Raw genomic sequence first — 23,114 nt, forward strand, 5'->3', positions numbered from 1 at the left:
CGCTGCCAAGTCAAAAGGAGAAATCATGACCGCCACGCTCGTCATCGGCCCCTACAGCGACACCGACTCCACCGCGCTCGACGCGGCCTTCACCCCCGTCACCCTCGCCAGCGCCGCCGAGTTGCCATCACTCGACGACGCCACGCGCAACGCCTTCACCGCTCTTGCCTACAAGGGCCACCACGCCTTCGGCGCGGCCGAGATGGACCAACTGCCCAACCTCGAACTCATTGCCAATTACGGCGTGGGCTACGACGCCATCGATGTCTCCGCCGCCGATGCCCGCGGCATCAAGGTCACCAACACGCCCGACGTGCTGAACGACGACGTGGCCGACCTCGCCGTCGCCATGCTGCTGATGCAGGTCCGCGAGATGGAGCAGGCCAGCAACTGGGCCCGCTCCGGCAACTGGAAGACCAAGGGCGAATACCGGCTCAACCGCAAGCTCTCCGGCGGCCGCGCGGGGATCGTCGGCCTCGGCCGGATCGGGCGCGAGATTGCCGACCGGCTGGCCGCCTTCAAGATGGACCTCCACTACTACGCCCGCTCCGAGAAGGAGACGCCCGGCTGGACCTACCACGCCGACCCCGTGTCGCTGGCCGAGGCGGTCGACTACCTCGTGATCGCCATCGTCGGCGGGCCCGATACCGAGAAGTTCGTCTCGAAAGAGGTGATCGACGCGCTCGGCCCCCGCGGCGTGGTGGTCAACATCTCCCGCGGCACCACGGTGGACGAGGCCGCGCTCCTCGACGCGCTCGAACAGGGCCGCATCGCCGGCGCCGGGCTTGACGTGTTCCTCGGCGAGCCGGATATCGACAAGCGCTTCTACGCGCTCGACAACGTGGTGATCCAGCCGCACCAAGGCTCCGGCACGGTCGAAACCCGCGCCGCCATGGGCCAGCTCCAGCGTGACAACATCGCCGCATTCCACGCCGGTCAGCCCCTGCTGACCGCCGTCAACTGAGGGGTCCGGGCCATGAAGGAAAACTGCTTCAAACGCGCCATCGCCCAAGGCCGCCCCCAGATCGGCATCTGGAGCATGATGCGCGAGCCGATGGTCACCGAGATGCTGGGCCAGCTGGGCTTCGACTGGATCCTGCTCGACTGCGAACACACCCCCAATGACGAGCCCGGCGTCATGGCCATGCTGCAGGCCCTCTCGGCCTGCGAGACCGAACCGATGGTCCGGCCAAGCTGCCTCAACGTGGCCGAGATCAAGCGCCTGCTCGACGTGGGCGCCCGCAACATCCTCGTGCCCTACGTGCAGACCGTCGAAGAGGCCGAACTCGCCGCCGCCGCCGTCGCCTACCCACCCGAGGGCATCCGCGGAGTCAGCAGCGTCTCCCGCGCCACCGGTTTCGGCGCGGAACCCGAGTATTTCACCAAGGCGCGCGAGGAGATTTGCCTGATCGTCCAGATCGAAACCCGCGAGGCGCTCGACCGGCTGGAGGAGATCGCCGCCGTGCCGGGCATCGACGGGCTGTTCATCGGCCCCGCCGACCTCGCCGCCAGCCTCGGCCACCCGGGCAACCCCAAGCACCCCGAGGTCCACGCCGCCATCACCGACGGCATCGCCCGCATCCGCGCCGCCGGGAAACCGGCGGGCTTCCTGTCGCCCGACCAGGCGCTGCTGGAAGACGTGGTGAAGGCCGGCTGCACCTTCACCGCGGTCGATATCGACCTGCCGCTCCTGCGCCGCGGCGCATTGGCCCGGCTCGAGGCCTGCAAGCACTTCAAGGGTTAGGGCGACCCGGAATTTTCAAGAATTCCGGGCAAGAAAATCCCATTTTCTTACCCGTTTTCTTCGAAGAAAACGGGCACTGCCCTCAACCCGCCGGCTTGTCGTCCTCGAGGTAATACCGCACGTTGTCCTCGAAACTCTCGTCCGCCGACAGCCCCAGTTTCACCGCCTTCTCGGGCCGCAAATCGAAGCGCCAGCCGCTCACGATCGCCTGGATATCCGGCTGTGCCTCCCACTTGATCAGCTTTGCCGGTTCCGGCCCCGCCACCGCCGTCATCGCGTCGATCATCTGCCCGATCGTCCACGTCCGCCCCGGCATCATCATGCAGCGGTTCTGCCCAAGCTCACCCTCATCCAGCTCCGCCCCCTTGATCAGGTTCTCCACGCATTTCCGCGGGCTCAGGTAGTAATGCGCGAAATCCTCCTCCACCGGGCAAACCGCCTCCTGCCCGTTCAGCGGCTCGCGCAGGATCGACGACATGAAGCTCGACGCCGCCCGGTTCGGCTTACCCGGCCGCACCGAGATCGTCGGCAGCCGGAACCCCCGCCCATCGACATACCCCTTTCGCGAGAAGTCATTCAGCAACAGCTCGCCCATCGCCTTCTGCGCCCCATAAGAGGTCTGCGGATTGAGGAAGGTATGATCGGTGATCGGGTCCGGCACCTCGCCGCCATAGACGGCAATCGAGGAGGTGAAGACCACGACCGGTTTCGTTCCCAGCTCCCGCGCCCGCTGCAGCACGTTGAGCGTGCCCATCAGGTTGATCGAAAGCCCCGCGTCGAAATCCTCCTCCGCGTGGGCCGAGACGATGGCGGCCAGCAGGTAGATCACGTCCGTATCCGCCGTGACGCACTCCGCGACCGAGGCCGGGTCGGCGATGTTGCAGGTCACCGTCTCGACCGGGACCGCACCACCATCGATCGGCGCCGGGTCGTTGATATCCGCCAGCGTGATTTTCTCGATCGCCTTACCGCGCAGCGCTCCCTTCGCGGCCAGCGCCCGGCCCAGCTTCTGCCCGACGACCCCGCCGCCCCCGATGATCAGGATGTTCATGTCTCTCCTCCTTCGAATATCTGCGGCACCAGCGCACCGCGGTACTGGATGACCCGCGCAGCAAGCTCCATCGCCCCCCGCGCCGCGTCATCCACTGATTCCCCGGCGGCCATGCCAGCAAGGAACGCCGCCCCGAAACTGTCGCCAGCGGCGGTCGTGTCGACCACGCTCTCAAAGCGCACAGCCGGCAGCGTTCTGGCGCCCTTCTCATCCCAAAGCGTCAGGTCGCCGCCGCCATTCTTCACCGCCACGATGCTCGCCCGGCACTCACGATAGCGGGCGATGGTCTCCTCCGGCGCGCTATCCCCGAACGCGCGCTGCTCCTCGTCGAAGGAGGGCAGCACCACGTCGGCCACCGAGGCCCCCATGGTCAGCCCCTCGCGCATCGCCTCCGGCGTCTCCCACAACCGCTCGCGCAGGTTGGTATCGAACGCCACCAGCGCCCCCTCACCCCGCGCACGCGCCAGCGCGTCGCACAGAACCCGGCGCGCATCAGCCGACAGGATCGCCAGCGTAATCCCCGAGAAATAAATCATATCCCGCCCCGCCAGCACCTCCGCCAGCCAGCCCGGATCATCCGCCAGCGCCCGCGCCGCCGACTGGCTGCGCCAATAGGAAAAGCTGCGCTCCCCCTGCTCGAGGCTGATCATGTAGAGGCCGACCGTGCGATCCTCCAACCGCCGCAGGGACGAGGTGTCGATCCCCTCCCCCTCCATGAAGGCGCACATCTCGGCCGAAACCGCGTCGGTGCCGATACAACTGCCATAGCCCACCGTCCAATCCGCCGGCAGCAGCCGCCGCGCATACCACGCCGTGTTGAACGTGTCCCCCGCAAAGCCGCGCCGGTACAACCCGCCGCCGGCATCGGCCATCTCGACCATGCATTCCCCGATGGCAAGGAACGACCGGCTCACAGGATCACCCGGTGCTCTAGCTGCCCCGCCACATCGACACGAAGCGCATATGTCCGCCCGTCATGCTCGGTCGTGACCTCCGGTTCCTGGCTGGCACTGGTCACGTACAGGATCAGCAAATCCTCCCGGCCGAAGGCCGGGCATGTCGTCCGCCTGGCGGGAAAGGCGATGCTCCGCACCTCCCGGCCTTCAGGGTCGAACACCGACACCTTCCCATGCCGGAACTGCGCGCACCAGATGTTGCCCTCCATATCAACCACCGCCCCGTCCGGCCGATAGCGATCCCCGGGCAGGTCGAGGAACACCTCCGGCTCCCCCTCCGGCCAGCCCTCGGCATCCAGAGCCTGCCGCCAGACCTTGCCAGTCGGCGTATCGGCAAGGTAGGCAAACCGCCCGTCCGGCGTGAAACACATGGCATTCGGGATCGACCACGGCGCATAAAGCCGCCGCAGCTCACCCCGGTAATACCGATAAACCGCCCCCACACCGGGCTCCTTCAACTTGCCCATCGTCCCGATCCAGAACCCGCCATAGGGGTCCGCCCGGCCATCGTTCGACCGTGTCGCCGGATTGTCCGCCTCGAGGCCACAAACCTTGCGGCTCACCCCCGTCTCCACGTTGAAATCGATCAGCGCACTCTCCGACGCCACCAGCAGCCGCGCCTCGTCCACCCATCCGGCGGCCGAGACATGCTCGTCGAACTGCCACATCTGCCGGCCCTCGTCCGTGCGCGTGTAAAGCCGGTGCGCGTCGATATCGAACCAGAAGAACTGCCCCCGCAAAGGGTGCCAGAGCGGCCCCTCCCCCAACAGGCAATTCGTGTCGTCAAACACCTCCACCGCCGTCACAATAGCCCCCTCTGCGCCAGGTTCCGCATCAGCGCCGACGTACCGAACACCCAGTCCGGGCACTCGGTCGACAGCCGCACAATGTTGCTCAGCGCCCCCAGCGACGGCTCGCTGATCGTGACCTCGTCGCCGCCCTTGTGGGTGAACCCCTGCCCCGGCGCGCCCCTGTCCTTGACCGGCGCGAACATGGTGCCGAGGAACAGGAAGAAGCCGTCCGGGTACTGGTGATGCGCCCCGATGGTCTGGGCCACGATCTGGGCCGGGTCGCGGCTGATCTTCGTCATCGAGGAATGGCCCTCCAGCACGAACCCGTCCTCGCCGTCGACCCGCATGGTCAGCTCGGCTTTGCGCACATCCGCCATCCCGTAGCCCCCGTCGAAGAGCCGCAGAAACGGCCCCAGCGCACAGGAGGCATTGTTGTCCTTGGCCTTCCCCAGCAGCAGCGCCGAGCGCCCCTCCACGTCCCGCAGGTTCACATCATTGCCCAGCGTCGCCCCCACGACCGCACCGCGCGCATTCACCGCCAGCACCACCTCCGGCTCGGGGTTGTTCCAGCTCGACACCGGGTGCAGCCCCACCGCCGCCCCGGTCCCGACGGAGGCCATGGGCTGGCACTTGGTGAACACCTCCGCATCCCGCCCGATCCCGACCTCGAGATATTGCGACCACAAGCCTTCCTCCTGCAGCACGGCCTTCACCTGCATCGCCGCGTCCGACCCCGGCTCGATCCCCGACAGGCTGTCGCCGATCACCGATTTGACCCGCGCCCGGATCGCCTCGGCCCGGTCGGCATCGCCCGCCGCCTGCTCCTCGATCACCCGCTCGACCATGCTCTCGGCGAAGGTCACGCCCGCAGCCTTGATGGCCTGCAAATCCGGCGGCGCCAGCAACCGCAGGTCATCCGCCCCGGCATCCTCGGTCGATCCCGCCTCAAGCTCCGCAAGCGTGCAGACCATTTCGCACGCAGCCCCACGGGCCGTCTCCGCCGGATCATCCGCCTCCAACAACGCCTGCATCGTCGGGATCTCCCGGCTGGTGATGTCGACCACCTCCTCACCATCGAGCCGTACCACCGCCGGCCCGATCCCCGGCCGCCAGACTCGCCCGACCAGTGTCGCCTTGCCGTCGTCAGGAACCATCCGAAATCTCCCGGTTGCCCGGCGGCAGAAGCTTGCCGGGGTTGAGAATGTTGTTGGGGTCGAACCCGGCCTTGATCGCCCGCATGTAGGCCAGCGCCGCCCCATGCTCGGCCGTCATGTATTTCTGCTTGCCCAGCCCGATCCCGTGCTCGCCGCTGACCGTCCCGCCCAGCCGCAGCGCGGTTTCCGCCAGCGCCTGCGTGAACTCTTCAGCACGGGCCATCTCGTCCGCATCCCCCGGGTCAACACTCAGCCCTGCGTGGAAATTCCCGTCCCCCACATGCCCCACGATCGTCGCCGTCAGGCCCAGCCGCTGCGCATCCCTTTGCGCCTGCAAGACCGCCTCGGCCAGGTGCGAGATCGGCACGCAGACATCCGTGGGCCAGATATGTCCGCCCTTGCCGAAGGCGGCCGAGGCGTAATGCGCCTTGTGCCGCATCTCCCACAGGGCATTGCGCTCCTCGGTGGTATCGGCGGTCTTCCAGCCATCCGCCCCGAACTCGGCGGCAATCTCGCCGAAGGCGTCGCGCTGCTCGGCCACGGCCGCGGGCGAGCCGTGGAACTCCAGGAACAAATGCGGCTCCTCCGGCAGGTCGGCCTGCGAATACCGGTTGAACCCCCGCACCATCATCTCGTCCAGCAGTTCGATCCGCGCCATCGGCACACCCGACTGGATCGTCAGGATCACGCAATTCACCGCGTCCTCGACCGACGGAAACCGGCAGGTCGCCGCGCTGATCGCTTCCGGAATACCCTGAAGCCGCAGGGTCAGCTCGGTGATGATCCCCAGCGTCCCTTCCGAGCCCACCAGCAGATGAGTCAGGTCATACCCGGTCGAGCTTTTCCTTGCCCGGCTGCCGGTGCGGATCACCGTGCCATCCGCCATCACCGCCTCCAGCGCGAGGATGTTCTCGCGCATCGTGCCGTAGCGCACGGCAGTCGTGCCGCTCGCCCGCGTCGCGGCCATCCCGCCGATGCTGGCATCTGCGCCGGGATCGACCGGAAAGAACAGCCCCGTCGCCCGCAACTCCTCGTTCAGCCGCTTGCGGGTGATGCCGGGCTGGACCACGGCGTTGAGGTCTTCCGCATTGACCGCCAGAACCCCGCCCATCCGGCTCATGTCGAGGCTGATGCCGCCCTGCGTCGCCAGGTGCTGCCCCTCAAGGCTGCTCGCCGCGCCATAGGCCGTCACCGGCACGCCATGCCGGTTGCAGTGGCGCAGGATGGCCGACACCTCCTCCGTGCTCTCCGGATAGGCCACCGCGTCGGGGGGCGTGACGGGGTAGTAGGTCTCGTTCTGACCGTGCAGGGTGCGGTCGGCCTCCGACGTGACCAACCGGTCTCCGAGAACGGCCTCCAACTCCGGCAGAGCGGTCTCCATGGGCCTCATTTCCCCCATGACAGCACCATCGGGTCGAGCGGCCGCAACAACTCCATCAGCATCGCCCGCGTGTCCGGATGCAGCGGCGGAATAGGATGGCGGCAGAATTCCGAGGCGATCACGCCGCCCTCGACCATCGCCGCCTTGGCAGACCTGAACCCGCATTGCCGGTTCTCGTGGTTCACGGCGGGCAGCACCCTGGCATAACCGTCAATCGCCGCCTGCCGGTTGCCGGCAAGGAAATCGCGCACCACCGGCCCGATCAGGTCGGGAATCATCGCACTGGTCATCGTCCCCGTCGCCCCCGCATCGAGATCAGCCAGAAGGGTAATCGCCTCCTCCCCGTCGAACGGCCCCTCGATGTCGGCGCCCCCCTCGGCGATCAGCGCCCGCAGCTTGGCCGCTGCCTGCGGGCATTCGATCTTGAACAGCTTCAGCATCTCGATCTCCCGCGCCATCCGCACCAGAAGCGGCACCGGCAGGTCGACACCCGACAGCGGCGCATCCTGCAGCATGATCGGGATACCCACCTCGCCCACGGCCCGGAACTGCTCGAATGTCTGCTCGGCCGTGCCTTTCAAGAGAGCCCCGTGATAGGGCGGCATCATCATCACGATATCGGCGCCCAGCTCCTTGGCAAACCGCGCCCGCTCCACCACGATGGGCGTCGCGAAATGGCTGATCGTCACGATCACCGGCACCCGCCCCGCCACATGCTCCAACGACAGCCGCGTCAGCGCCTCCCGCTCCGCATCGGAAATCAGGAACTGTTCCGAGAAATTGGCAAGAATGCAGATGCCGTCGACCCCCTGGTCGATCATGCAGTCGAGCACCCGCTTCATCCCTTCGCCATCAACCTGTCCGTCCTCGTGAAACGGTGTCGGCGCGACCGGCCAGATGCCGGAATACGTCCTCTGAGTCATGCGCTCTCCTTCATGTCCTGCTCTCTCACTCTACCCCCGCGACGCCGACCACAGCGCCAGCGCCACCACCCCCAGCAACGACAGCGCCATCAGGATGTTGATCGTCCGCTGGGTGCGGTCCGACAGGTTGAGCCGGTGCAGCGACACCCCGGCCCAGAGCCACGCCAGGTGGATGGGAATCCAGATCGTGTTGATGATCAGCGCCTTCGAGATCATCTCGAACAGGAAGGCATCGGGCGCATAGTCGAACCCGCTGATCAGCGAGGTGTTCACCGCATAGGCCTTGGGATTGATCGCCTGCAGCATCAGCCCGCCCAGCACGCCCGGGGGCGATTTCGCCTCCATGAACGCCACCTTCGCCCCGGCAAAGGCGATGCGCCCGGCGAGGTACAGCAGGTAGGCGACCGACGCGAACATCAGCACGTTGCGCAGCCACGGCACCGACAGGATCACTGCCGCGAGCCCCGTCATCACCGCCAGCATCACCAGGTTGGTGCCGATGAACAGCCCCAGCACGTAGCGCAGCGAGGCGTTGAACCCGTAGGCCGCCCCGAACCCGGCCGTCGTCATCACCCCGGGCCCCGGCGTGATGATCAGGAAGAAGACGGCGGCGGCGAATGTCAGCATGCGGTGAAATCCAGTTGCACCTTCATCGCCTGCGCCCGGTCCGACGCGGTGGCGAAGGCCGCCTCGAACTCGGCCAGCGGAAAGCTGTGGGTGATCAGCGGGGCCACGTCGGTCAGCCCCTTGCGCATCAGGTCCACCGCCACGGCGAATTCCTCGTGAAACCGGAACGACCCGATGAGCGACAATTCCTTCGCGGTGATTTGCATCATCGGTAGCCGCATGTCGCCCGAAAGCCCCAGTTGCACCACCTGCCCCCGCGGCCGGAGCGCCGCTATGCCACCTGCCAGCGCCTCTTCGGCGCCCGAGCATTCGAACAACACGTCGAGGCAGCCCTTGCCCGCCACGTAAGGCGCCAGCGCCTCGGGGTCCTGCGACGTATCCAACGCCACATCCGCCCCTGCCGCCCGGGCAAAGGCCAGCCCGTTCTCGGCGATATCCGTTGCGATGATCTCCGCCGCCCCGGCCCGCCGCGCGGCCAGGATGACCAGCACCCCGATCGGCCCGCAGCCCGTCACCAGCACCCGTCGGCCCAGCATCTCCCCCGCCCGGCGCACCGCGTGCAGCGCCACCGACAACGGCTCCGCCATCGCCGCCTCGGCCGGGGTCAGACCGTGGGCCGGCACGCATTGCGCCGCCTCCGCCACCAGCACCTCGCGGAACGCGCCCTGCACATGGGGAAACGGCATGGCCGAGCCGTAGAACCGCATGTTCAGGCAATGGTTCGGCAGCCCTCGCAGGCATTCGCCGCAACTGCCGCAAGGCCGCGATGGCGACACCGCCACGAGATCACCGAGGTCGAACCCCTCGACCCCCTCGCCAACCGCCTCGACCGTCCCGGCAACTTCATGCCCAAGGATCATCGGCTCCCGCAACCTGACCGTGCCGAACCCGCCGTGGTTGAAATAATGCAGGTCCGACCCGCAGATCCCGCCGCGACTCACCCGCACCGTCACCTGCCCCGGTTCCGGGTCGGCCGCGTCGCACGCCTCAACGCGCAGGTCTTTCGCCGCATGGGCGTAGAGCGCTGTCATCGCAGACCGTCCTCCCAGGGGTTCCGCTTGCATCGTTATAAAAATGGTATACCATTTGTTCAAGGCGCGTTCGACCGGGAATGCGAATTTCCCTTTCGAGCGCCGCAGGGAGGATGAATGCAACTGTTCGATCTGACGGGCCATACGGCCCTCGTCACCGGCTCTTCCATGGGCATCGGGTTCGCCCTGGCGCGCGGGCTGGCTCAGGCCGGGGCCCGGCTTGTGCTGAACGCCCGCAATGCCGACCGGCTGAAGGAGGCGGCGGAGACACTGCGCGCCGAGGGCGCCGAGGTCGACACCCTGTCCTTCGACGTGACCGACGCCACCGCCGCCCGTGACACCATCGACCGATACGAAGCCGATACCGGCCCGATCCACATCCTCGTCAACAACGCCGGCATGCAGCACCGCACGCCTTTGGAAGACTTCCCGCCCGAGGATTTCGACCGCCTCATGCGCACCAACGTGAACTCGGTCTTCTACGTGGGGCAGGCCGCCGCCCGCCACATGATCGCCCGGCAATCGGGCCGGATCATCAACATCGCCAGCGTGCAAAGCCTGCTCGCCCGCCCCGGCATCGCGCCCTACACGTCGTCGAAAGGCGCCGTCACCAACCTCACCAAGGGCATGGCGACCGACTGGGCCAAACACGGGCTCAACTGCAACGCAATCGCGCCGGGCTATTTCGACACGCCGCTCAACGCCGCCCTCGTCGCCGACCCGGACTTCACCACATGGCTCGAGAAACGCACCCCCGCAGGCCGCTGGGGCAAGGTCGAGGAACTGGTCGGCGCCTGCGTCTTCCTCGCCTCCGACGCGGCGAGCTTCGTCAACGGTCACACGCTGTTCGTCGACGGCGGCATCACGGCCAGCCTTTAAGGGAGGAGAACATGAGCGACAAACCCGTCATCGGTTTCATCGGCGTGGGCCTGATGGGCCACGGCATGGCCAGCAACATCCTCAAGGGCGGCTACACGCTCTGGGTCAAGGGCAACGTCAACCGCGAGCCCGTCGAAAGCCTTGTCAGCAAGGGCGCGAAGGAAGCGTCGAGCCCGAAGGAAATGGCCCAACACTGCGACATCATCCATATCTGCCTGTCGAGCTCGCCACAGGTCGAGGCCGTCATCCGCGGGCCTGACGGCATCCTCGCCGGCGCGCGGGAAGGGCTGATCGTGATCGACACCACCACTGCCGACCCGGTCTCGACAATGGCACTGGCCGAAGAGATGGCAGCGCAGGGCGTGAAGATGGTCGACGCGCCCCTGGGCCGCACCCCCAAGGAGGCCGAGGAAGGCAAGCTCGACGCCATGGTCGGCTGCGACGAGGGTGATTTCGCCACCGTTTCGCCGGTCATCGACTGCTGGGCCGGCACCATCACCCGCATCGGGCCGACGGGCTCGGGCCACAAGATGAAACTGCTGATGAACTTCCTCGGCGCGGCCTACGCGGCGCTTTATTCGGAAACCGCGGCGCTCGGCGCCAAGGTCGGCATCTCGCCCCACACCTTCCGCGACGTGATCGGCCCCAGCCGCCTCGGCAGCGGCTTCTTCGGAACCTTCATGACCTATGTCTGCGAGCGCGACCGCGACGCCCACAAGTTCACCATCGCCAACATGTCCAAGGACATCCGCTACGTGAACGCCATGGCCACCGATGCCGGCGTGATGAACGTGATGGCCGCGGCGGCGAAACACTACTTCACCCATGCCGAGGCAGTGGGTGCCGGGCAGGATTACGTGCCGATGCTGTCGGATCACGTGGGCCGGCTGAACGGCCTCGACATGGACGCCGAAGTGAAGAAGGGCCGCTGAGGGAGGGCGACACGATGCTGAGCGACGCGCAACGGGATTTCTACGCCGAGAACGGCTACCTGATGGTCGAGAACGCGGTCACGCCCGACCAGCTCGACTGCCTGCGTGCCATCACTGCAAGGCTGATCGACGCCTCCCGCACGGTCAGCGAAAGCAACGATGTCTACGACCTCGACAAGGGTCACGGCCCCGACAGCCCCCGCCTGACCCGCATCAAGATCCCCCACAAGCAGGACCCGTATTTCTGGGAGGTGCTGCGCAACTCCACCATGACGCAGGTGCTCAACGACCTGCTCGGCCCCGACACCACGATCCTGACCTCCAAGCTCAACACCAAGGCCCCCGGCGGCGGGCGCGCGGTGGAATGGCACCAGGACTGGGCCTTCTACCCCCACACCAATGACGAGCTGCTCGCCTTCGGCCTGATGCTTGAAGACGTGGATGAGGCGAACGGGCCCCTGATGGTCATCCCCGGCACGCATCGCGGGCCGGTGCTCGACCATACGTCCAACGGCGTCTTCGCCGGTGCCATCGACCCCGACGACCCGGCCTTCGACCGCGAGAAGATCGTCACCCTCACCGGCAAGGCCGGCAGCATGACGGTACATCACGCCCGCCTCCTGCACGGCTCCGCCCCGAACCGGAGCGACCGGGCACGGATGATCCTGTTCTACGAATGCGCCAGTGCCGACGCCTGGCCGCTTCTCGGCGCGAATTCCTATTTCCACGCGCTCGGCCAGCGGAAGTTCTGGGAGGATCTTCAGGACCGCACGATTACCGGCAAACCCTGCCTTAAACCCCGGCTGGAACAGGTGCCAGTCACCATGCCCCTGCCCCCGGCGCCCGATACCGACTCGATCTTCCGAACGCAGGAATCGGCGGGCGCCCGCAGCGCCTTTGCCATGGATTGACGGCCCGCATTATGTCCGGTTGATTGCCCCTCCGGCCGGTTTGGACAATAGTCCGCCAAAGCCGCAATCTCGTCTTACCGGAGCGTTCAGTGCCAGTAACTCCATCGCCGGACAGCGCGGCCAGATCGGCCGGGCATGCCTAGACGCCTCGTCCTCCACGCCGGCATGTTCAAGACCGGAAGTTCCTCGATCCAAGCCTTTCTCGACAGGGCCAGACTGAAGAACGCGACCTATTTCGGGTGGGATCACCCCAATCATTCCACGCTGTTCGTCCTGCTGTTCGCCAGGCGCCCGGAAGCGGACTGGGTTTTCCGCCAGCGTGAACTGTCGGCGGAAACCTGTGCCGACTGGCGCGAGCGGGAGAAACAGGCTCTGACCCGGCAAATCGAAGGATCGAGCGACGACCTGTTCATCTTCTCCGCCGAACGCGTCTATCGCGGCCGTCCCCCGGAACTGAGGGCGTGCCGGGAATTCTTCAGCCGTTTCTTCCCGCAGATCGACGTGCACTGCTATGTCCGCGACCCGATGAGCTATGCGGCCAGCATGCTGCAGCAAAGCCTGAAAACCGGCGACGTGCCGAGACCCCGCGCCTTGCTGCCGAATTTCCGGCTGCGGATCGCCAACCTCGACGAGGCCTTCGGGCGCGATGCGGTCAAGACGAGGATGTACAGCCGCCCGGCAGATGTGCGCCGGAACCTCGTCGCGGATTTCTGCAACTGGACCGGTGTGGAGACGGACACGGCCACCGATGTCAGGGTCAACAGCTCGATGTCGGCGGAGGCCACGGCACTCCTGTACCTGTTTCGCAGGCATGCCGGCTTCGCCCTGTCCTCCAGCCGGGCGCTCGCGGCAAATGGCAGGATGGTCCGGGCGTTGACGACGATCCCGGGCCGCCGCACCACGCTGGCGCCGGAGTTCTTCGGTGCCGATGCCGCCGAAATCGCGGATGACCGCCTCTGGATGGAAGAACGGATGCAGGAGCGCTTCCCATCCGAGCAGCCCGATGGCCCGGCAACCGTGACCTTTACCAGCTTCGACGACCTCGAGGCGTTCGGCCGCGAGGTATTCCAGCAACGCGCCGGCAAGCCCTTCGCCGCCGAAGACTGGCAGGACGACACCCGGTCGCCCGGCCGGTTCGCGGCGTCGGTCACCGGCGCCCTGCCCCGTCTCGCCTCCATGCTCCCGCTTCGATCGCCTATATCGCGCCGTAGACCGGGCTGATCCGCCTAATCCTCGATCACCGCGCGACCATCGGCGATCATCTCCTCGATGGCCGCCATCTGGCAGAATCCGTCCCGCACCTTCGCCTCGAGCCCGTTTTCCAGCTCCCGCACCCTTGCCAGCCGCTCGATGACGCGGTCGATCTCGGCCAGCGGCACCACGACCACGCCGTTGCGGTCGGCCACGATCAGATCGCCGCTCTCGACCCGCACGCCGCCGATCACGGCGCCGAACCCCGCCCTTGCTGGCCCGTTGGAATAGGGCGAGTTCGGGCTCAGCCCGGTGCACCACGCCGGAAGCCCGACCTCCACGATCCCCTCGTAATCGCGCATCTCGCCATCGGTCACGAACCCGGCCGCCCCCTTGTTCTTCATCATGCCGCAGAACTGGTCGCCTGACGCCGAACAATTCCGGTGGCCATGCACCGCCGCCACGATGATGTCGCCGGGCTCGAGAATATGCAGCGCACCCATCGTCGCGAGGATTTCCGCCGGGCCGTTGTCGGCCACCAGCGCCGGGCCTATGGCGCGACAGTCGATATCCCGCCCGCCGCCGATCGGCTGGATGTCGGAACTCAACGCCCCCTGCCCGCCCATCGCATCACAGACGAACCCGGTCGGCACGCCCTTGAACGCGGCAATCTGGGCGGCAGAAGGGCGCGGGAAACTCCGGCGCAGGGTCAATACGGGCGGTTCTTCGATCATCGTGGGTCTCCGTTCTTCAAACTGCAAGGCGCCGTCGCATCAACGCACGTCGCCTTTCCGCCGCACCGTTTCCGGCGCGACGCCCGGCATTTCCGGCAAACCCGCGTCACGGGACGCAAGATTCCTCCGGATGCCTTTCAAATCAGGGCGCTTTGCCCTTGCATTTGGTATACCAAATGGGAATGCTGTCACAAGAGGCGTGTTCGCCTGACGCCAGCGAACGCCGAATTTGGGAGATTGGCTCGATGTCTGACACACGCGCGAACAAGCAGTTCCGGTCGCAGGAATGGTTCGACAACCCGAACAACCCGGGCATGACCGCGCTCTATCTCGAGCGATACCAGAACCAGGAATTCACCCGCGAAGAGCTTCAGTCCGGCAAGCCCGTCATCGGCATCGCCCAGACCGGCTCCGACCTTGCGCCCTGCAACAAGATCCACGTCTTCCTGATGGACCGCATCAAGGCCGGCATCCGCGAGGCGGGCGGCATCCCGATGGAGTTTCCCGTCCACCCGATCCAGGAAACCGGCAAGCGGCCCACCGCCGCGCTCGACCGGAACCTGCAATATCTCAGCCTTGTCGAGGTGCTGCACGGCTACCCGATCGACGGGGTCGTGCTGACCACCGGCTGCGACAAGACCACGCCCGCCATGCTGATGGGCGCGGCCACGGTCGACCTGCCGGCCATCGCCCTCAACGGCGGCCCGATGCTGGATGGCTGGTGGAAGGGCAAGCGCGCGGGATCGGGCATGATCGTCTGGGAAAGCCGCCGCCTTCTGGCCGCGGGCGAGATCGACTATGACGAGTTCCTGAGCCGCGTCTGTTCCTCCGCGCCCAGCCTCGGCCATTGCAACACCATGGGCACCGCCAGCACGATGAACGCCATGGCCGAGGCGCTCGGCATGTCGATGACCGGCAACTCGGCCATTCCGGCGCCCTTCCGCGAACGGATGGCCATGGCCTATGAGACCGGCAAGCGCATCGTCGCCATGGTCTACGAAGACCTCAAGCCCTCCGACATCATGACGCGCGAGGCCTTCGAGAACGCCATCATCGTCAACGCGGCCATCGGCGGCTCGACCAACGCTCCGCCCCACCTTCAGGCCGTCGCCCGCCATATCGGCGTCGACCTGAACGTGAAGGACTGGGAGACCATCGGCTTCGACGTGCCGCTCATGGTCAACATGCAGCCGGCCGGCGAATATCTCGGCGAAAGCTTCTTCCGCGCGGGCGGCGTGCCGGCGGTGATGGCCGAGCTGGTCCGCGCGGGCCGCATCCACCAAGGGGTGATGACCGCCACCGGCCAAAGCATGGGCACGAACCTCGCCGGGCTCGAAAGCGCGGACCACAATGTCATCACCACCTACGACGCCCCCCTGCGCAAGAACGCGGGCTTCAAGGTGCTGACCGGGAACCTGTTCGATTCCGCCCTGATGAAGACCAGCGTGATCTCCGACGATTTCCGCAAGCGGTTCCTGTCCGAACCCGGCAACGAGAACGTGTTCGAGGCCCGCGCCGTGGTCTTCGAAGGGCCCGAGGATTACCACGACCGGATCAACGATGCCGGGCTCGGCATCGACGAGCGCACCATCCTCTTCATCCGCGGTGTCGGCTGTGTCGGCTACCCGGGCGCGGCGGAAGTGGTGAACATGCAGCCGCCCGACGCGATCATCCGGCAGGGCATCCACCACCTGCCCACCGTGGGCGACGGGCGCCAGTCGGGCACGTCGGAAAGCCCCTCGATCCTCAACGCCTCGCCCGAAAGCGCGGTGGGCGGCGGGCTGGCCTATCTCAAGACCGGCGACATGGTGCGGCTCGACCTCAACGCCTCGCGCATGGATGCGCTGGTGGACGAGGCCGAGTGGCAGGCCCGGATCGACGCGTGGCAGGCGCCCGAGATCAAAAGCCAGACCCCGTGGCAGGAGATCTACCGCACCCATGTCGGCCAGCTTGCCAATGGCGGCTGTCTCGAATTGGCAACCGCCTATCAGAAGGTCGGCCGCGACCTGCCGAGGGACAACCACTAGACCACGCGGCAGGGTGGCCCGGCCGCCCGGCCCAACGGGAGAAAAGCCATGTCCAAGACCATCATCATCACCGGCGGCGGCGGCGGCGTGGGCCGCGCCACCGCCCATGCCTTTCTTGACGCCGGCTGGCGCGTGGGGCTCGTCGGCCGCCGCGCCGAGGCGCTGGAGGAGACGGCGAACGGGCACGAGAACGCCCTTTCCCTGCCCTGCGACGTCACCGACGAGGCGCAGGTCGAGGCGGCCTTCGACCGCGCGGCGAAAGACTGGGGCCACCTCGATGCCATCTTCAACAATGCCGGCATCGGCCGCCCCGGTGCCCCGATCGACGAAATCCCGGTCGAGGAGTTCCGCAAGGTCATCGAGATCAACCTGACCGGCAGCTTCATCTGCGCCCGCGCCGCCTTTGGCATCATGCGTCGGCAGGATCCGCAGGGCGGCCGGATCATCAACAACGGTTCGGTCTCGGCCTATGTGCCGCGCTGGGGTTCCTCGCCCTACACCGCCTCGAAACACGCCATCACCGGCCTGACCCGCTCGATCAGCCTCGACGGGCGCCCCTTCAACATCGCCTGCGGCCAGATCGACATCGGCAACGCCCTCACCGAGATGGCCGCCAAGATGACGGAGGGTGTGCCACAGGCCGACGGCTCCATCGCGGTGGAACCGGTGATGGACGTGGTACAGGTGGCCAGCTCGGTCCTGCACATGGCCAGCCTGCCGCTGGATGCCAACGTGCAGTTCATGACCGTCATGGCCACCAACATGCCCTATATCGGACGGGGGTAAGCCATGCGAAAGACCAACCGCCTGCTCATGACCGGCGCCGCCGGCACCATCGGCCAGCAGATTCGCGAGGGGCTGGCCGAGTATGCAAAGACCGTGCGCCTTTCCGATGTCGCCGACCTCGGCGAACCGGCGTCACATGAGGAAATCACCCCCTGCGACCTGACCGATGCCGACGCCGTGCGGTCCATGGTCAAGGGCTGCGATGCCATCCTGCATTTCGGCGGCATCTCGACCGAGAACCGTGCCGACCTCATCCACCGGGTCAACATAGACGGCACCTATCACCTCTACGAGGCCGCTCGGAAGGAAGGCGCCAAGCGCATCCTCTTCGCCAGTTCAAACCACGTGATCGGCTTTCACGCCCGTGAAACAAGGCTCACCGCATCCTCCCCCATTCGGCCCGACAGCAATTACGGCGTGTCGAAAGCCTATGGCGAGGCGTTGGCGCGGATGTATTGGGACAAGTACGGCATTGAGACGCTGATCCTGCGCATCGGGTCCTGCTTCCCAGAACCGAAGGATCGGCGGATGCTGGCGACGTGGATGTCGTCGGCCGACATGCTGCGGCTGATCGGGGTGATGCTGGAGGGGCCGAGGCTTGGATGCCCCATTGTTTACGGGGTTTCGGACAACGCGGAAAGCTGGTGGGACAATTCCGAAACCACCTATCTCGGTTGGCAGCCACAGGATAGCTCGGCGCAATTCGCCCACCTGTTCGCCGATGATCCGGCGCAGGATCCGGGCGATCCGGAGGTGATCTACCAGGGTGGAAAGTTCGCCAAGGCGGGGCATTTCGAGGACTGACCCGTTCAGGGCCAACACCCCCGGTTTTTCAGCGAGTCCAACGTCGGTATCACGTCGGTATTTTGTCGGTATTACGTCGGTGCTTTTGCCGACGCGATGGGCGCCCCGCGCTCAGGGCACCCGCGTGTCCCGGCGCACCACCCCGGACTTCTGCCGTTCCCGGTGCCAGATATAGAGGCCCGAGCCGATGATGATTACGCCCCCGCCCAGCGTCCAGACGGTGGGCCACGTGGCGAACACCACGATCCCCGCGATGGCGGCGAGGAAGATCTGGCTGTAGACCATCGGCGCCAGGATCGACGCATCGGCCCAGCGATGCGCGATCGTGGCCAGCACGTGCCCGGTCATGCCGAACCCGCCGATCAGGAACATCACCAGCCATTCCGTGCCGCTGTCCGGCCAGACCCAGACGGATGCCGCGACCGGCGCCAGCACGACCGAGGCGATCCCCGACGACCAGAGCTGTTGCGTGGCGATCGTCTCCACCCCGGCCAGCATCCGCGTCATGATGAAATAGAGCGAGGCGATCGCCAGGGCCGCCAGCGAAAACAGCATCGCCGGGTGGAACTCGGCCCCCCATGGCTGCATCACCACCAGCACGCCCACGAACCCGGTGCAGACCGCCGCGATCCGGCGCAGGCCCACCTTCTCGCCAAGGATCGGAATGGCCAGCAGGGTCACCACGATCGGCCCGGCAAACGTGATCGTCGTGGTCACCGTGATCGGCAGCGATTGCAGCGCGAAGAAGTTGCACACGGTCGAGCCGAACAGGAAGCTCGACCGCAAGACCTGTTTCAGCGGCGCCCGCGAGCGGAAGGCCGACAGCCCTTCCTGCGGCATGTAGACCAGGGCGGCATAGACGAAATGCCCGCAATACCGCGCGAAGACGACCTGCATCACCGGCAACCCCGCCAGTGTCAGCCACTTGGCGGAACTGTCGATGCAGGTGAAGAAGACCACGGCAAAGAACATGGTCAGCACCCCGGCGGCGGTGCGCTCTTCCCTTGGCTTGGGCAGGCTCAATGCATCATCCGCAGGCCGGTCACATCGTCATCCCGCCGTCGATGGCCACGCATTGCCCGGTCATGTAGCGCGTCTCGTCGCTGGCGAGGTAGACCACGAGATCGGCGATCTCCTCGGCCTCGCCCAGCCGGCCCATGGGCTGGCGGGCCACGAAGGCCTTCATCGCCGCGTCGTAATCGCCCGTATCCTTCAGCCGCTGCTGAAGCGAGGGGCTGTCGACGGTGCCCGGCGCGATGCAGTTGCAGCGGATGCCTTGCGTGATGTAGTCCGCCGCGACCTGCTTGGTCAGCCCGATCGTCGCGCCCTTCGAGGTGCCGTAGATGAACCGGTTCGGCAGGCCCCGCATACAGGAACAGACCGAGGCGATGTTGACGATCGACCCCGCCCCGCGTTCCAGCATCGCCGGCACCGCCGCCTGGATCGCGTGGAAATGCGCCCGCACGTTGAGGTTCATGGCAAGGTCGAACTCCTCGTCCGTGGCATCCAGTACCGTTCCCGAATGCACCACGCCCGAACAATTGACCAGGATATCCGGCGCCGCCTCGCCCACCGCCTTCGACAGCGCCGACTTGTCCAGCGCATCGAGCGCGAAGCACTCTGCCACCTCGAGCCCCCCCAGCAGGTCGCCGTTCAGGTCGGTTGCGATCACGTGCGCCCCCTCGCGGGCCATTGCCGCGGCGCTCGCGCGGCCGATGCCCTGCCCGGCGGCGGTGATGAAGGCCCGCTTGCCCTTCAACCTCATGATCGTCCACCCCCGAGATGCTTGCCCATCCAGTCCACCATTTCCGGGATCATGATCCCGCCATCGCCGCCATCCCGCGCCTCGCGCAGCGTGGCATCCGCGGCGGTCGACATCCGGCTTTCCAGCCCCAGGTCCGCCGTCATCTGCCGGTAATAGCCCACATCCTTGGCCCCGTTTGCAACCGAAAAGGCAAGGTCGATCTTCCCGTCGACGGCATAATTGCGGATGAACTCCATCATCCCCGATTTGAGCGGCCCGGCCGACATCACGCCGAACAGTGCCTCGCGGTCGATGCCGGCCGCATCCGCCGCGGCGAAGGCCTCGGACATGGCGGTGGCGGTGGTCATGGCGAAGAAGTTGTTGATCAGCTTGATCGTGTGCCCGTTGCCCAGCTTGCCGAGGTGGAAAACGTTCTCGCCCAGCACGTCGAGCACCGGCTTGACTTGTTCGTAGGCCGCCTCGTCCCCCGCACACATGATGTTCAAGAGGCCATCCTTCGCATGGGCCGGCGTGCGGCCCAGCGGCGCGTCGAGATAGATGGCACCCTTTTCGGCCAGGTCGGCGCCGATCTTCAACGTCGAGGCGGGCAGCGAGGTACCGAAGTCGATCACCACCTGCCCCTCCTTCGCGCCGGCCAGCACGCCATCCTCGCCGTAGATCCGTTGCTCGACCTGCTCGGAGGTGCCCACGCACAGCATCACGATATCGCAGGTCTCGGCCATCTCCTTGGCCGAACCCGCTTCCTTGCCGCCGCGCTTTACCGCCTCCTCGATCCCGCTCCGGTCGCGGTTGCCCAGCACGGTCACGTCATGGCCCGCATCCTGCAGGCACCCCACCATGGCGCGGCCCATCAGCCCCAGCCCGATAAACCCGATTGTCGGCTTGCTCATGTTGTCCTCCCTTTCATGGCGCCGCCCGCGCGGGGCGGCGCGCCCTACATCACCGCGCCGATCTGCCACGGCACGAATTCATGATCGCCCAGCCCCTGCGCCTCGGATTTCGACACCTCGCCCGAGGCCAGCCGGAGCCAGGCGGCGTAGATTTCGCGCCCGACCTCTTCGACGCTGGCGCCCTCGGTCAGGATACGGCCGGCGTTCACGTCCATATCCTCGGTCATCCGGTCGTACATCTGGCTGTTGGTGGCCACCTTCAGCGTCGGGGCGGGTTTCGAGCCGAAGGCCGAGCCGCGCCCGGTGGTGAAGACCACGAGGTTGCAGCCGCTGGCGATCTGGCCCGTCACGCTGGCCGGGTCGTAGCCGGGACTGTCCATGAAGGTGAAGCCCCTGGCCGTCACCGGTTCGGCATATTTGTAGACGCCGGTGAGGGGCGTGGTGCCGCCCTTGGCGGCCGCGCCGAGCGACTTTTCGAGGATGGTTGTCAGCCCGCCCTTCTTGTTGCCGGGGCTGGGGTTGTTGTCCATGCTGCCGTGGTTGCGGGCGGTGTAATCCTCCCACCAGCGGATGAGGGAGATGAGTTTCTCCCCCACCTCGCGGCTGGCCGCCCGCGCTGTCAGCAGGTGTTCGGCCCCGTAGATCTCGGGCGTTTCGGCCAGCACGCCGGTGCCGCCCTGCGCGACCAGCAGGTCGCAGGCATGGCCGACCGCCGGGTTCGCCGTGATGCCCGACCACGCGTCCGAGCCGCCGCATTGCAGGGCGACCATCAGCTCCGAGGCCGGGCACGGCTCGCGCTCTGCCTCGTTGACCAGCGGCAGCATCGCCTCGATCCTGGCTATGCCGGCCTCGACGGTCTTCCGGATGCCGCCCACGTCCTGGATGTTCATCGTCTGGAAGAGCGGCCCCGGCGTGAGGCCGAACGCCTCGACCAGCCAGTCGATCTGGTTGGTCTCGCAGCCCAGCCCGGCCATCAGCACGCCGCCCACGTTGGGGTTGCGGGCATAGCCCCACATGACCCGCTGCAGGGCCTCGAACCCCTCGCCCGAACCGGCCATGCCGCAGCCGGTGCCGTGCACGAAGGCGGCCACGCCGTCGACATTGGGATAGGGCGCCAGCCGCTCGGGGGTGAAGTGGTCGGCGATCATGCGCGCGGCGGTGGCCGAGCAGTTCACCGAGGTGAGGACGGCGATGTAGTTGCGCGTGCCCACCCGGCCCGAGGCGCGGCGGTAGCCCATGAAGGTGTCGATGGTGGTCGCGGGCGCGGCCGGTGTCAGGTTGGTGGAGAATTCGTAGGCGGTGTCGACGTTGCGGAATTCGAGGTTGTGGGTGTGCACGTGGGCGCCCTGGGGGATGTCCGTTGAGGCATAGCCGATGACCTGGGCGTACTTGCGCACCGCTTCGCCGCGGGGGATGGGGCGGGTAGCGAGCTTGTGGCCGCGCGGGATCAGCTCGGCCGCGCCGCCCTCACCGGGGGCGAGCTGGGTGATGGCGGTCGCCACGTTGTCGGCGTCGGACAGTTGCACGGTCTTCATGGGTGTCCTCACGCGCAGGAGGGGCTGTCGGCGCGCCAGCGGTGGATGGGGATGTGCGGCTGGCCGGCGAGGCGGGCGCGCGCCGTCTCCCACATCTCGCGCCAGGTGCGCCAGTCGTGAAGCTCGGTCTCCGGACGGGCGCGGGACCGGGCGACGAAGTCGGGGAAATGCGCGCGGCCCGTCGGCTGGCCGGTCACGCTGTAGCGGATGTCGAAGGACCAGCGGAACCGGTCGGACCGGTTGTCGAGCGAGGCGTGGGGCGTCAGCGGGTGGAAGATGACCGCTCCGCCCGCCTTGACTGGCAGCGGCCGCGCCTGCGACAGGTCGAGACAGCCGGCGGCAATCGCCGTCTGTTTCTTCGGGCAATGCGGGTACATTTGCGGCGTGCCGGGGATCGCCTGAAGGCAGCCGTTCTCGACCGTGGCATCGGTGATCGCCAGCCAGACCGTCACCATGGTCGTGCCGTCGGCCTCCTCATGCCCCACGCCGCGATCCTGGTGCCAGTCGGTGCCGCCCACATGCGCGCGGATCTCGTCCTTGTGCAACTCGCCCACCGGCGGCTTCAGGCGCACATGCTGGATCGGGTTCGAGGTGATCTCGGGCCCGATCAGGCCTTCGACGAGGTCGAGCAGCCGGGCGCAGGTGATCATCTCGAACACCGCCGGGCCGAAATGGAACGGTGTCCCGGGCGTCACCTTGTCCCCCGGGAGCGAGATGTCCATCGGCTGGAACCAGTCGCAGCCGGCCTTGTAGCTGGTCAGCAGCTTGTCCTGGAAATCCCGCCCTTCCGGCGGGGGCACCCGCCCCTCGCGATGCCAGCCGTCATAGAGCGTATCCAGCAGGCCCGCATATTCCGCCCGCACCGAGACCAGAACCTCGGGCGGCAGCACGTCGGGCACCACGATCACCCCGTCCCGGTGGAACGCGTCTATCTGCGATTGGTCAAGCATGGCGCCTCCGCGCGCTGGTCAGGACGTGGAAAGGGGCGGGCCCGCCCGCCCC

General features: G+C 66.8%; 23 protein-coding genes. 9 read left to right on the top strand and 14 right to left on the bottom strand.

What is annotated here, in order from left to right:
* Nucleotides 1-25 precede the first annotated feature (25 nt).
* Both QUV18_RS12475 and QUV18_RS12480 read left to right on the top strand, forming a co-directional pair.
* Nucleotides 26-964 (top strand): 2-hydroxyacid dehydrogenase, encoded by a 939-nt coding sequence (locus QUV18_RS12475; RefSeq protein ID WP_300894263.1) that lies wholly within the window; start codon nucleotides 26-28, stop codon nucleotides 962-964.
* Nucleotides 965-976: 12 nt separating this feature from the next.
* Entirely contained in the window at nucleotides 977-1,744 is a 768-nt protein-coding gene (locus tag QUV18_RS12480; RefSeq protein ID WP_300894264.1) for an HpcH/HpaI aldolase/citrate lyase family protein, read from the top strand.
* 82 nt (nucleotides 1,745-1,826) lie between these two features.
* Here QUV18_RS12480 and denD read toward each other — a convergent pair whose 3' ends face one another.
* From denD to QUV18_RS12520, 8 genes are read right to left on the bottom strand one after another with little or no spacing between them, the layout of a single operon-like run.
* Entirely contained in the window at nucleotides 1,827-2,795 is a 969-nt protein-coding gene (gene denD / locus QUV18_RS12485; RefSeq protein ID WP_300894265.1) for a D-erythronate dehydrogenase, read from the bottom strand.
* The gene (locus tag QUV18_RS12490) at nucleotides 2,792-3,676 is read right to left on the bottom strand and encodes a sugar kinase (protein ID WP_300894436.1); all 885 of its coding nucleotides are present in this window, start codon (nucleotides 3,674-3,676) and stop codon (nucleotides 2,792-2,794) included. The genes denD and QUV18_RS12490 overlap by 4 nt, the downstream gene beginning before the upstream one ends.
* Nucleotides 3,677-3,705: 29 nt before the next feature.
* The gene (locus QUV18_RS12495) at nucleotides 3,706-4,542 is read right to left on the bottom strand and encodes an SMP-30/gluconolactonase/LRE family protein (RefSeq protein ID WP_366914650.1); all 837 of its coding nucleotides are present in this window, start codon (nucleotides 4,540-4,542) and stop codon (nucleotides 3,706-3,708) included.
* Between the two features lie 11 nt (nucleotides 4,543-4,553).
* Entirely contained in the window at nucleotides 4,554-5,696 is a 1,143-nt protein-coding gene (locus QUV18_RS12500; RefSeq protein ID WP_300894266.1) for a fumarylacetoacetate hydrolase family protein, read from the bottom strand.
* Nucleotides 5,686-7,077 carry an FAD-linked oxidase C-terminal domain-containing protein gene (locus tag QUV18_RS12505; protein WP_300894267.1) on the bottom strand — a complete coding sequence of 464 codons (1,392 nt, stop codon included), beginning with the start codon at nucleotides 7,075-7,077 and terminating at the stop codon, nucleotides 5,686-5,688. The genes QUV18_RS12500 and QUV18_RS12505 overlap by 11 nt, the downstream gene beginning before the upstream one ends.
* Before the next feature lie 5 nt (nucleotides 7,078-7,082).
* Complete coding sequence (locus QUV18_RS12510) at nucleotides 7,083-8,000, bottom strand: dihydrodipicolinate synthase family protein (RefSeq protein WP_300894268.1); 918 nt, start codon at nucleotides 7,998-8,000, stop codon at nucleotides 7,083-7,085.
* 30 nt (nucleotides 8,001-8,030) lie between these two features.
* Complete coding sequence (locus tag QUV18_RS12515; RefSeq protein WP_300894269.1) at nucleotides 8,031-8,627, bottom strand: LysE family translocator; 597 nt, start codon at nucleotides 8,625-8,627, stop codon at nucleotides 8,031-8,033.
* A complete protein-coding gene (locus QUV18_RS12520; protein WP_300894270.1) occupies nucleotides 8,621-9,658 on the bottom strand; it encodes an L-idonate 5-dehydrogenase in 1,038 nt (345 codons plus the stop codon). The genes QUV18_RS12515 and QUV18_RS12520 overlap by 7 nt, the downstream gene beginning before the upstream one ends.
* A gap of 117 nt (nucleotides 9,659-9,775) precedes the next feature.
* Between QUV18_RS12520 and QUV18_RS12525 the strand changes: the two genes are divergently transcribed.
* The 4 genes from QUV18_RS12525 to QUV18_RS12540 all read left to right on the top strand — a co-directional run bounded on the left by QUV18_RS12525 (nucleotide 9,776) and on the right by QUV18_RS12540 (nucleotide 13,601).
* Nucleotides 9,776-10,537, top strand: coding sequence for an SDR family oxidoreductase (locus tag QUV18_RS12525; protein ID WP_300894271.1), 762 nt, complete (start codon nucleotides 9,776-9,778; stop codon nucleotides 10,535-10,537).
* 11 nt (nucleotides 10,538-10,548) lie between these two features.
* Nucleotides 10,549-11,469, top strand: a complete 921-nt coding sequence (locus tag QUV18_RS12530) for an NAD(P)-dependent oxidoreductase (protein WP_300894272.1) — start codon at nucleotides 10,549-10,551, stop codon at nucleotides 11,467-11,469.
* Between the two features lie 14 nt (nucleotides 11,470-11,483).
* The gene (locus tag QUV18_RS12535; RefSeq protein WP_300894273.1) at nucleotides 11,484-12,380 is read left to right on the top strand and encodes a phytanoyl-CoA dioxygenase family protein; all 897 of its coding nucleotides are present in this window, start codon (nucleotides 11,484-11,486) and stop codon (nucleotides 12,378-12,380) included.
* A 135-nt stretch (nucleotides 12,381-12,515) separates the two neighbouring features.
* A complete protein-coding gene (locus QUV18_RS12540) occupies nucleotides 12,516-13,601 on the top strand; it encodes a hypothetical protein (RefSeq protein ID WP_300894274.1) in 1,086 nt (361 codons plus the stop codon).
* A gap of 5 nt (nucleotides 13,602-13,606) precedes the next feature.
* Here QUV18_RS12540 and QUV18_RS12545 read toward each other — a convergent pair whose 3' ends face one another.
* Nucleotides 13,607-14,305, bottom strand: coding sequence for an RraA family protein (locus QUV18_RS12545; protein ID WP_300894275.1), 699 nt, complete (start codon nucleotides 14,303-14,305; stop codon nucleotides 13,607-13,609).
* A 245-nt stretch (nucleotides 14,306-14,550) separates the two neighbouring features.
* On the opposite strand from QUV18_RS12545, the gene QUV18_RS12550 reads away from it, so the two are divergent.
* From QUV18_RS12550 to QUV18_RS12560, 3 genes are read left to right on the top strand one after another with little or no spacing between them, the layout of a single operon-like run.
* Entirely contained in the window at nucleotides 14,551-16,332 is a 1,782-nt protein-coding gene (locus tag QUV18_RS12550) for an IlvD/Edd family dehydratase (RefSeq protein ID WP_300894276.1), read from the top strand.
* A 48-nt stretch (nucleotides 16,333-16,380) separates the two neighbouring features.
* Complete coding sequence (locus QUV18_RS12555) at nucleotides 16,381-17,118, top strand: SDR family oxidoreductase (RefSeq protein ID WP_300894277.1); 738 nt, start codon at nucleotides 16,381-16,383, stop codon at nucleotides 17,116-17,118.
* 3 nt (nucleotides 17,119-17,121) lie between these two features.
* Nucleotides 17,122-17,922 (top strand): NAD(P)-dependent oxidoreductase, encoded by an 801-nt coding sequence (locus QUV18_RS12560; protein WP_300894278.1) that lies wholly within the window; start codon nucleotides 17,122-17,124, stop codon nucleotides 17,920-17,922.
* Between the two features lie 111 nt (nucleotides 17,923-18,033).
* Here the strand turns inward: QUV18_RS12560 and QUV18_RS12565 are convergent, their stop codons facing one another.
* Genes QUV18_RS12565 through QUV18_RS12585 form a run of 5 tightly spaced genes read right to left on the bottom strand, consistent with a single transcriptional unit; the run spans nucleotide 18,034 to nucleotide 23,062 of the window.
* Nucleotides 18,034-18,945: a DMT family transporter gene (locus QUV18_RS12565; RefSeq protein WP_300894279.1), complete on the bottom strand. Its 912-nt coding sequence runs from the start codon at nucleotides 18,943-18,945 to the stop codon at nucleotides 18,034-18,036.
* A gap of 19 nt (nucleotides 18,946-18,964) precedes the next feature.
* Nucleotides 18,965-19,687, bottom strand: coding sequence for an SDR family oxidoreductase (locus tag QUV18_RS12570; protein WP_300894280.1), 723 nt, complete (start codon nucleotides 19,685-19,687; stop codon nucleotides 18,965-18,967).
* Entirely contained in the window at nucleotides 19,684-20,646 is a 963-nt protein-coding gene (locus tag QUV18_RS12575; RefSeq protein WP_300894281.1) for an NAD(P)-dependent oxidoreductase, read from the bottom strand. Before QUV18_RS12575 ends, QUV18_RS12570 begins: the two co-directional genes overlap by 4 nt.
* Nucleotides 20,622-22,112, bottom strand: a complete 1,491-nt coding sequence (locus QUV18_RS12580; RefSeq protein WP_300894282.1) for a UxaA family hydrolase — start codon at nucleotides 22,110-22,112, stop codon at nucleotides 20,622-20,624. The genes QUV18_RS12575 and QUV18_RS12580 overlap by 25 nt, the downstream gene beginning before the upstream one ends.
* A gap of 8 nt (nucleotides 22,113-22,120) precedes the next feature.
* The gene (locus tag QUV18_RS12585) at nucleotides 22,121-23,062 is read right to left on the bottom strand and encodes a phytanoyl-CoA dioxygenase family protein (RefSeq protein ID WP_300894283.1); all 942 of its coding nucleotides are present in this window, start codon (nucleotides 23,060-23,062) and stop codon (nucleotides 22,121-22,123) included.
* Nucleotides 23,063-23,114 lie beyond the last annotated feature (52 nt).

The sequence above is a fragment of the Roseovarius sp. genome, from assembly GCF_030373445.1.
In the GTDB taxonomy this organism is placed as follows: domain Bacteria; phylum Pseudomonadota; class Alphaproteobacteria; order Rhodobacterales; family Rhodobacteraceae; genus Roseovarius.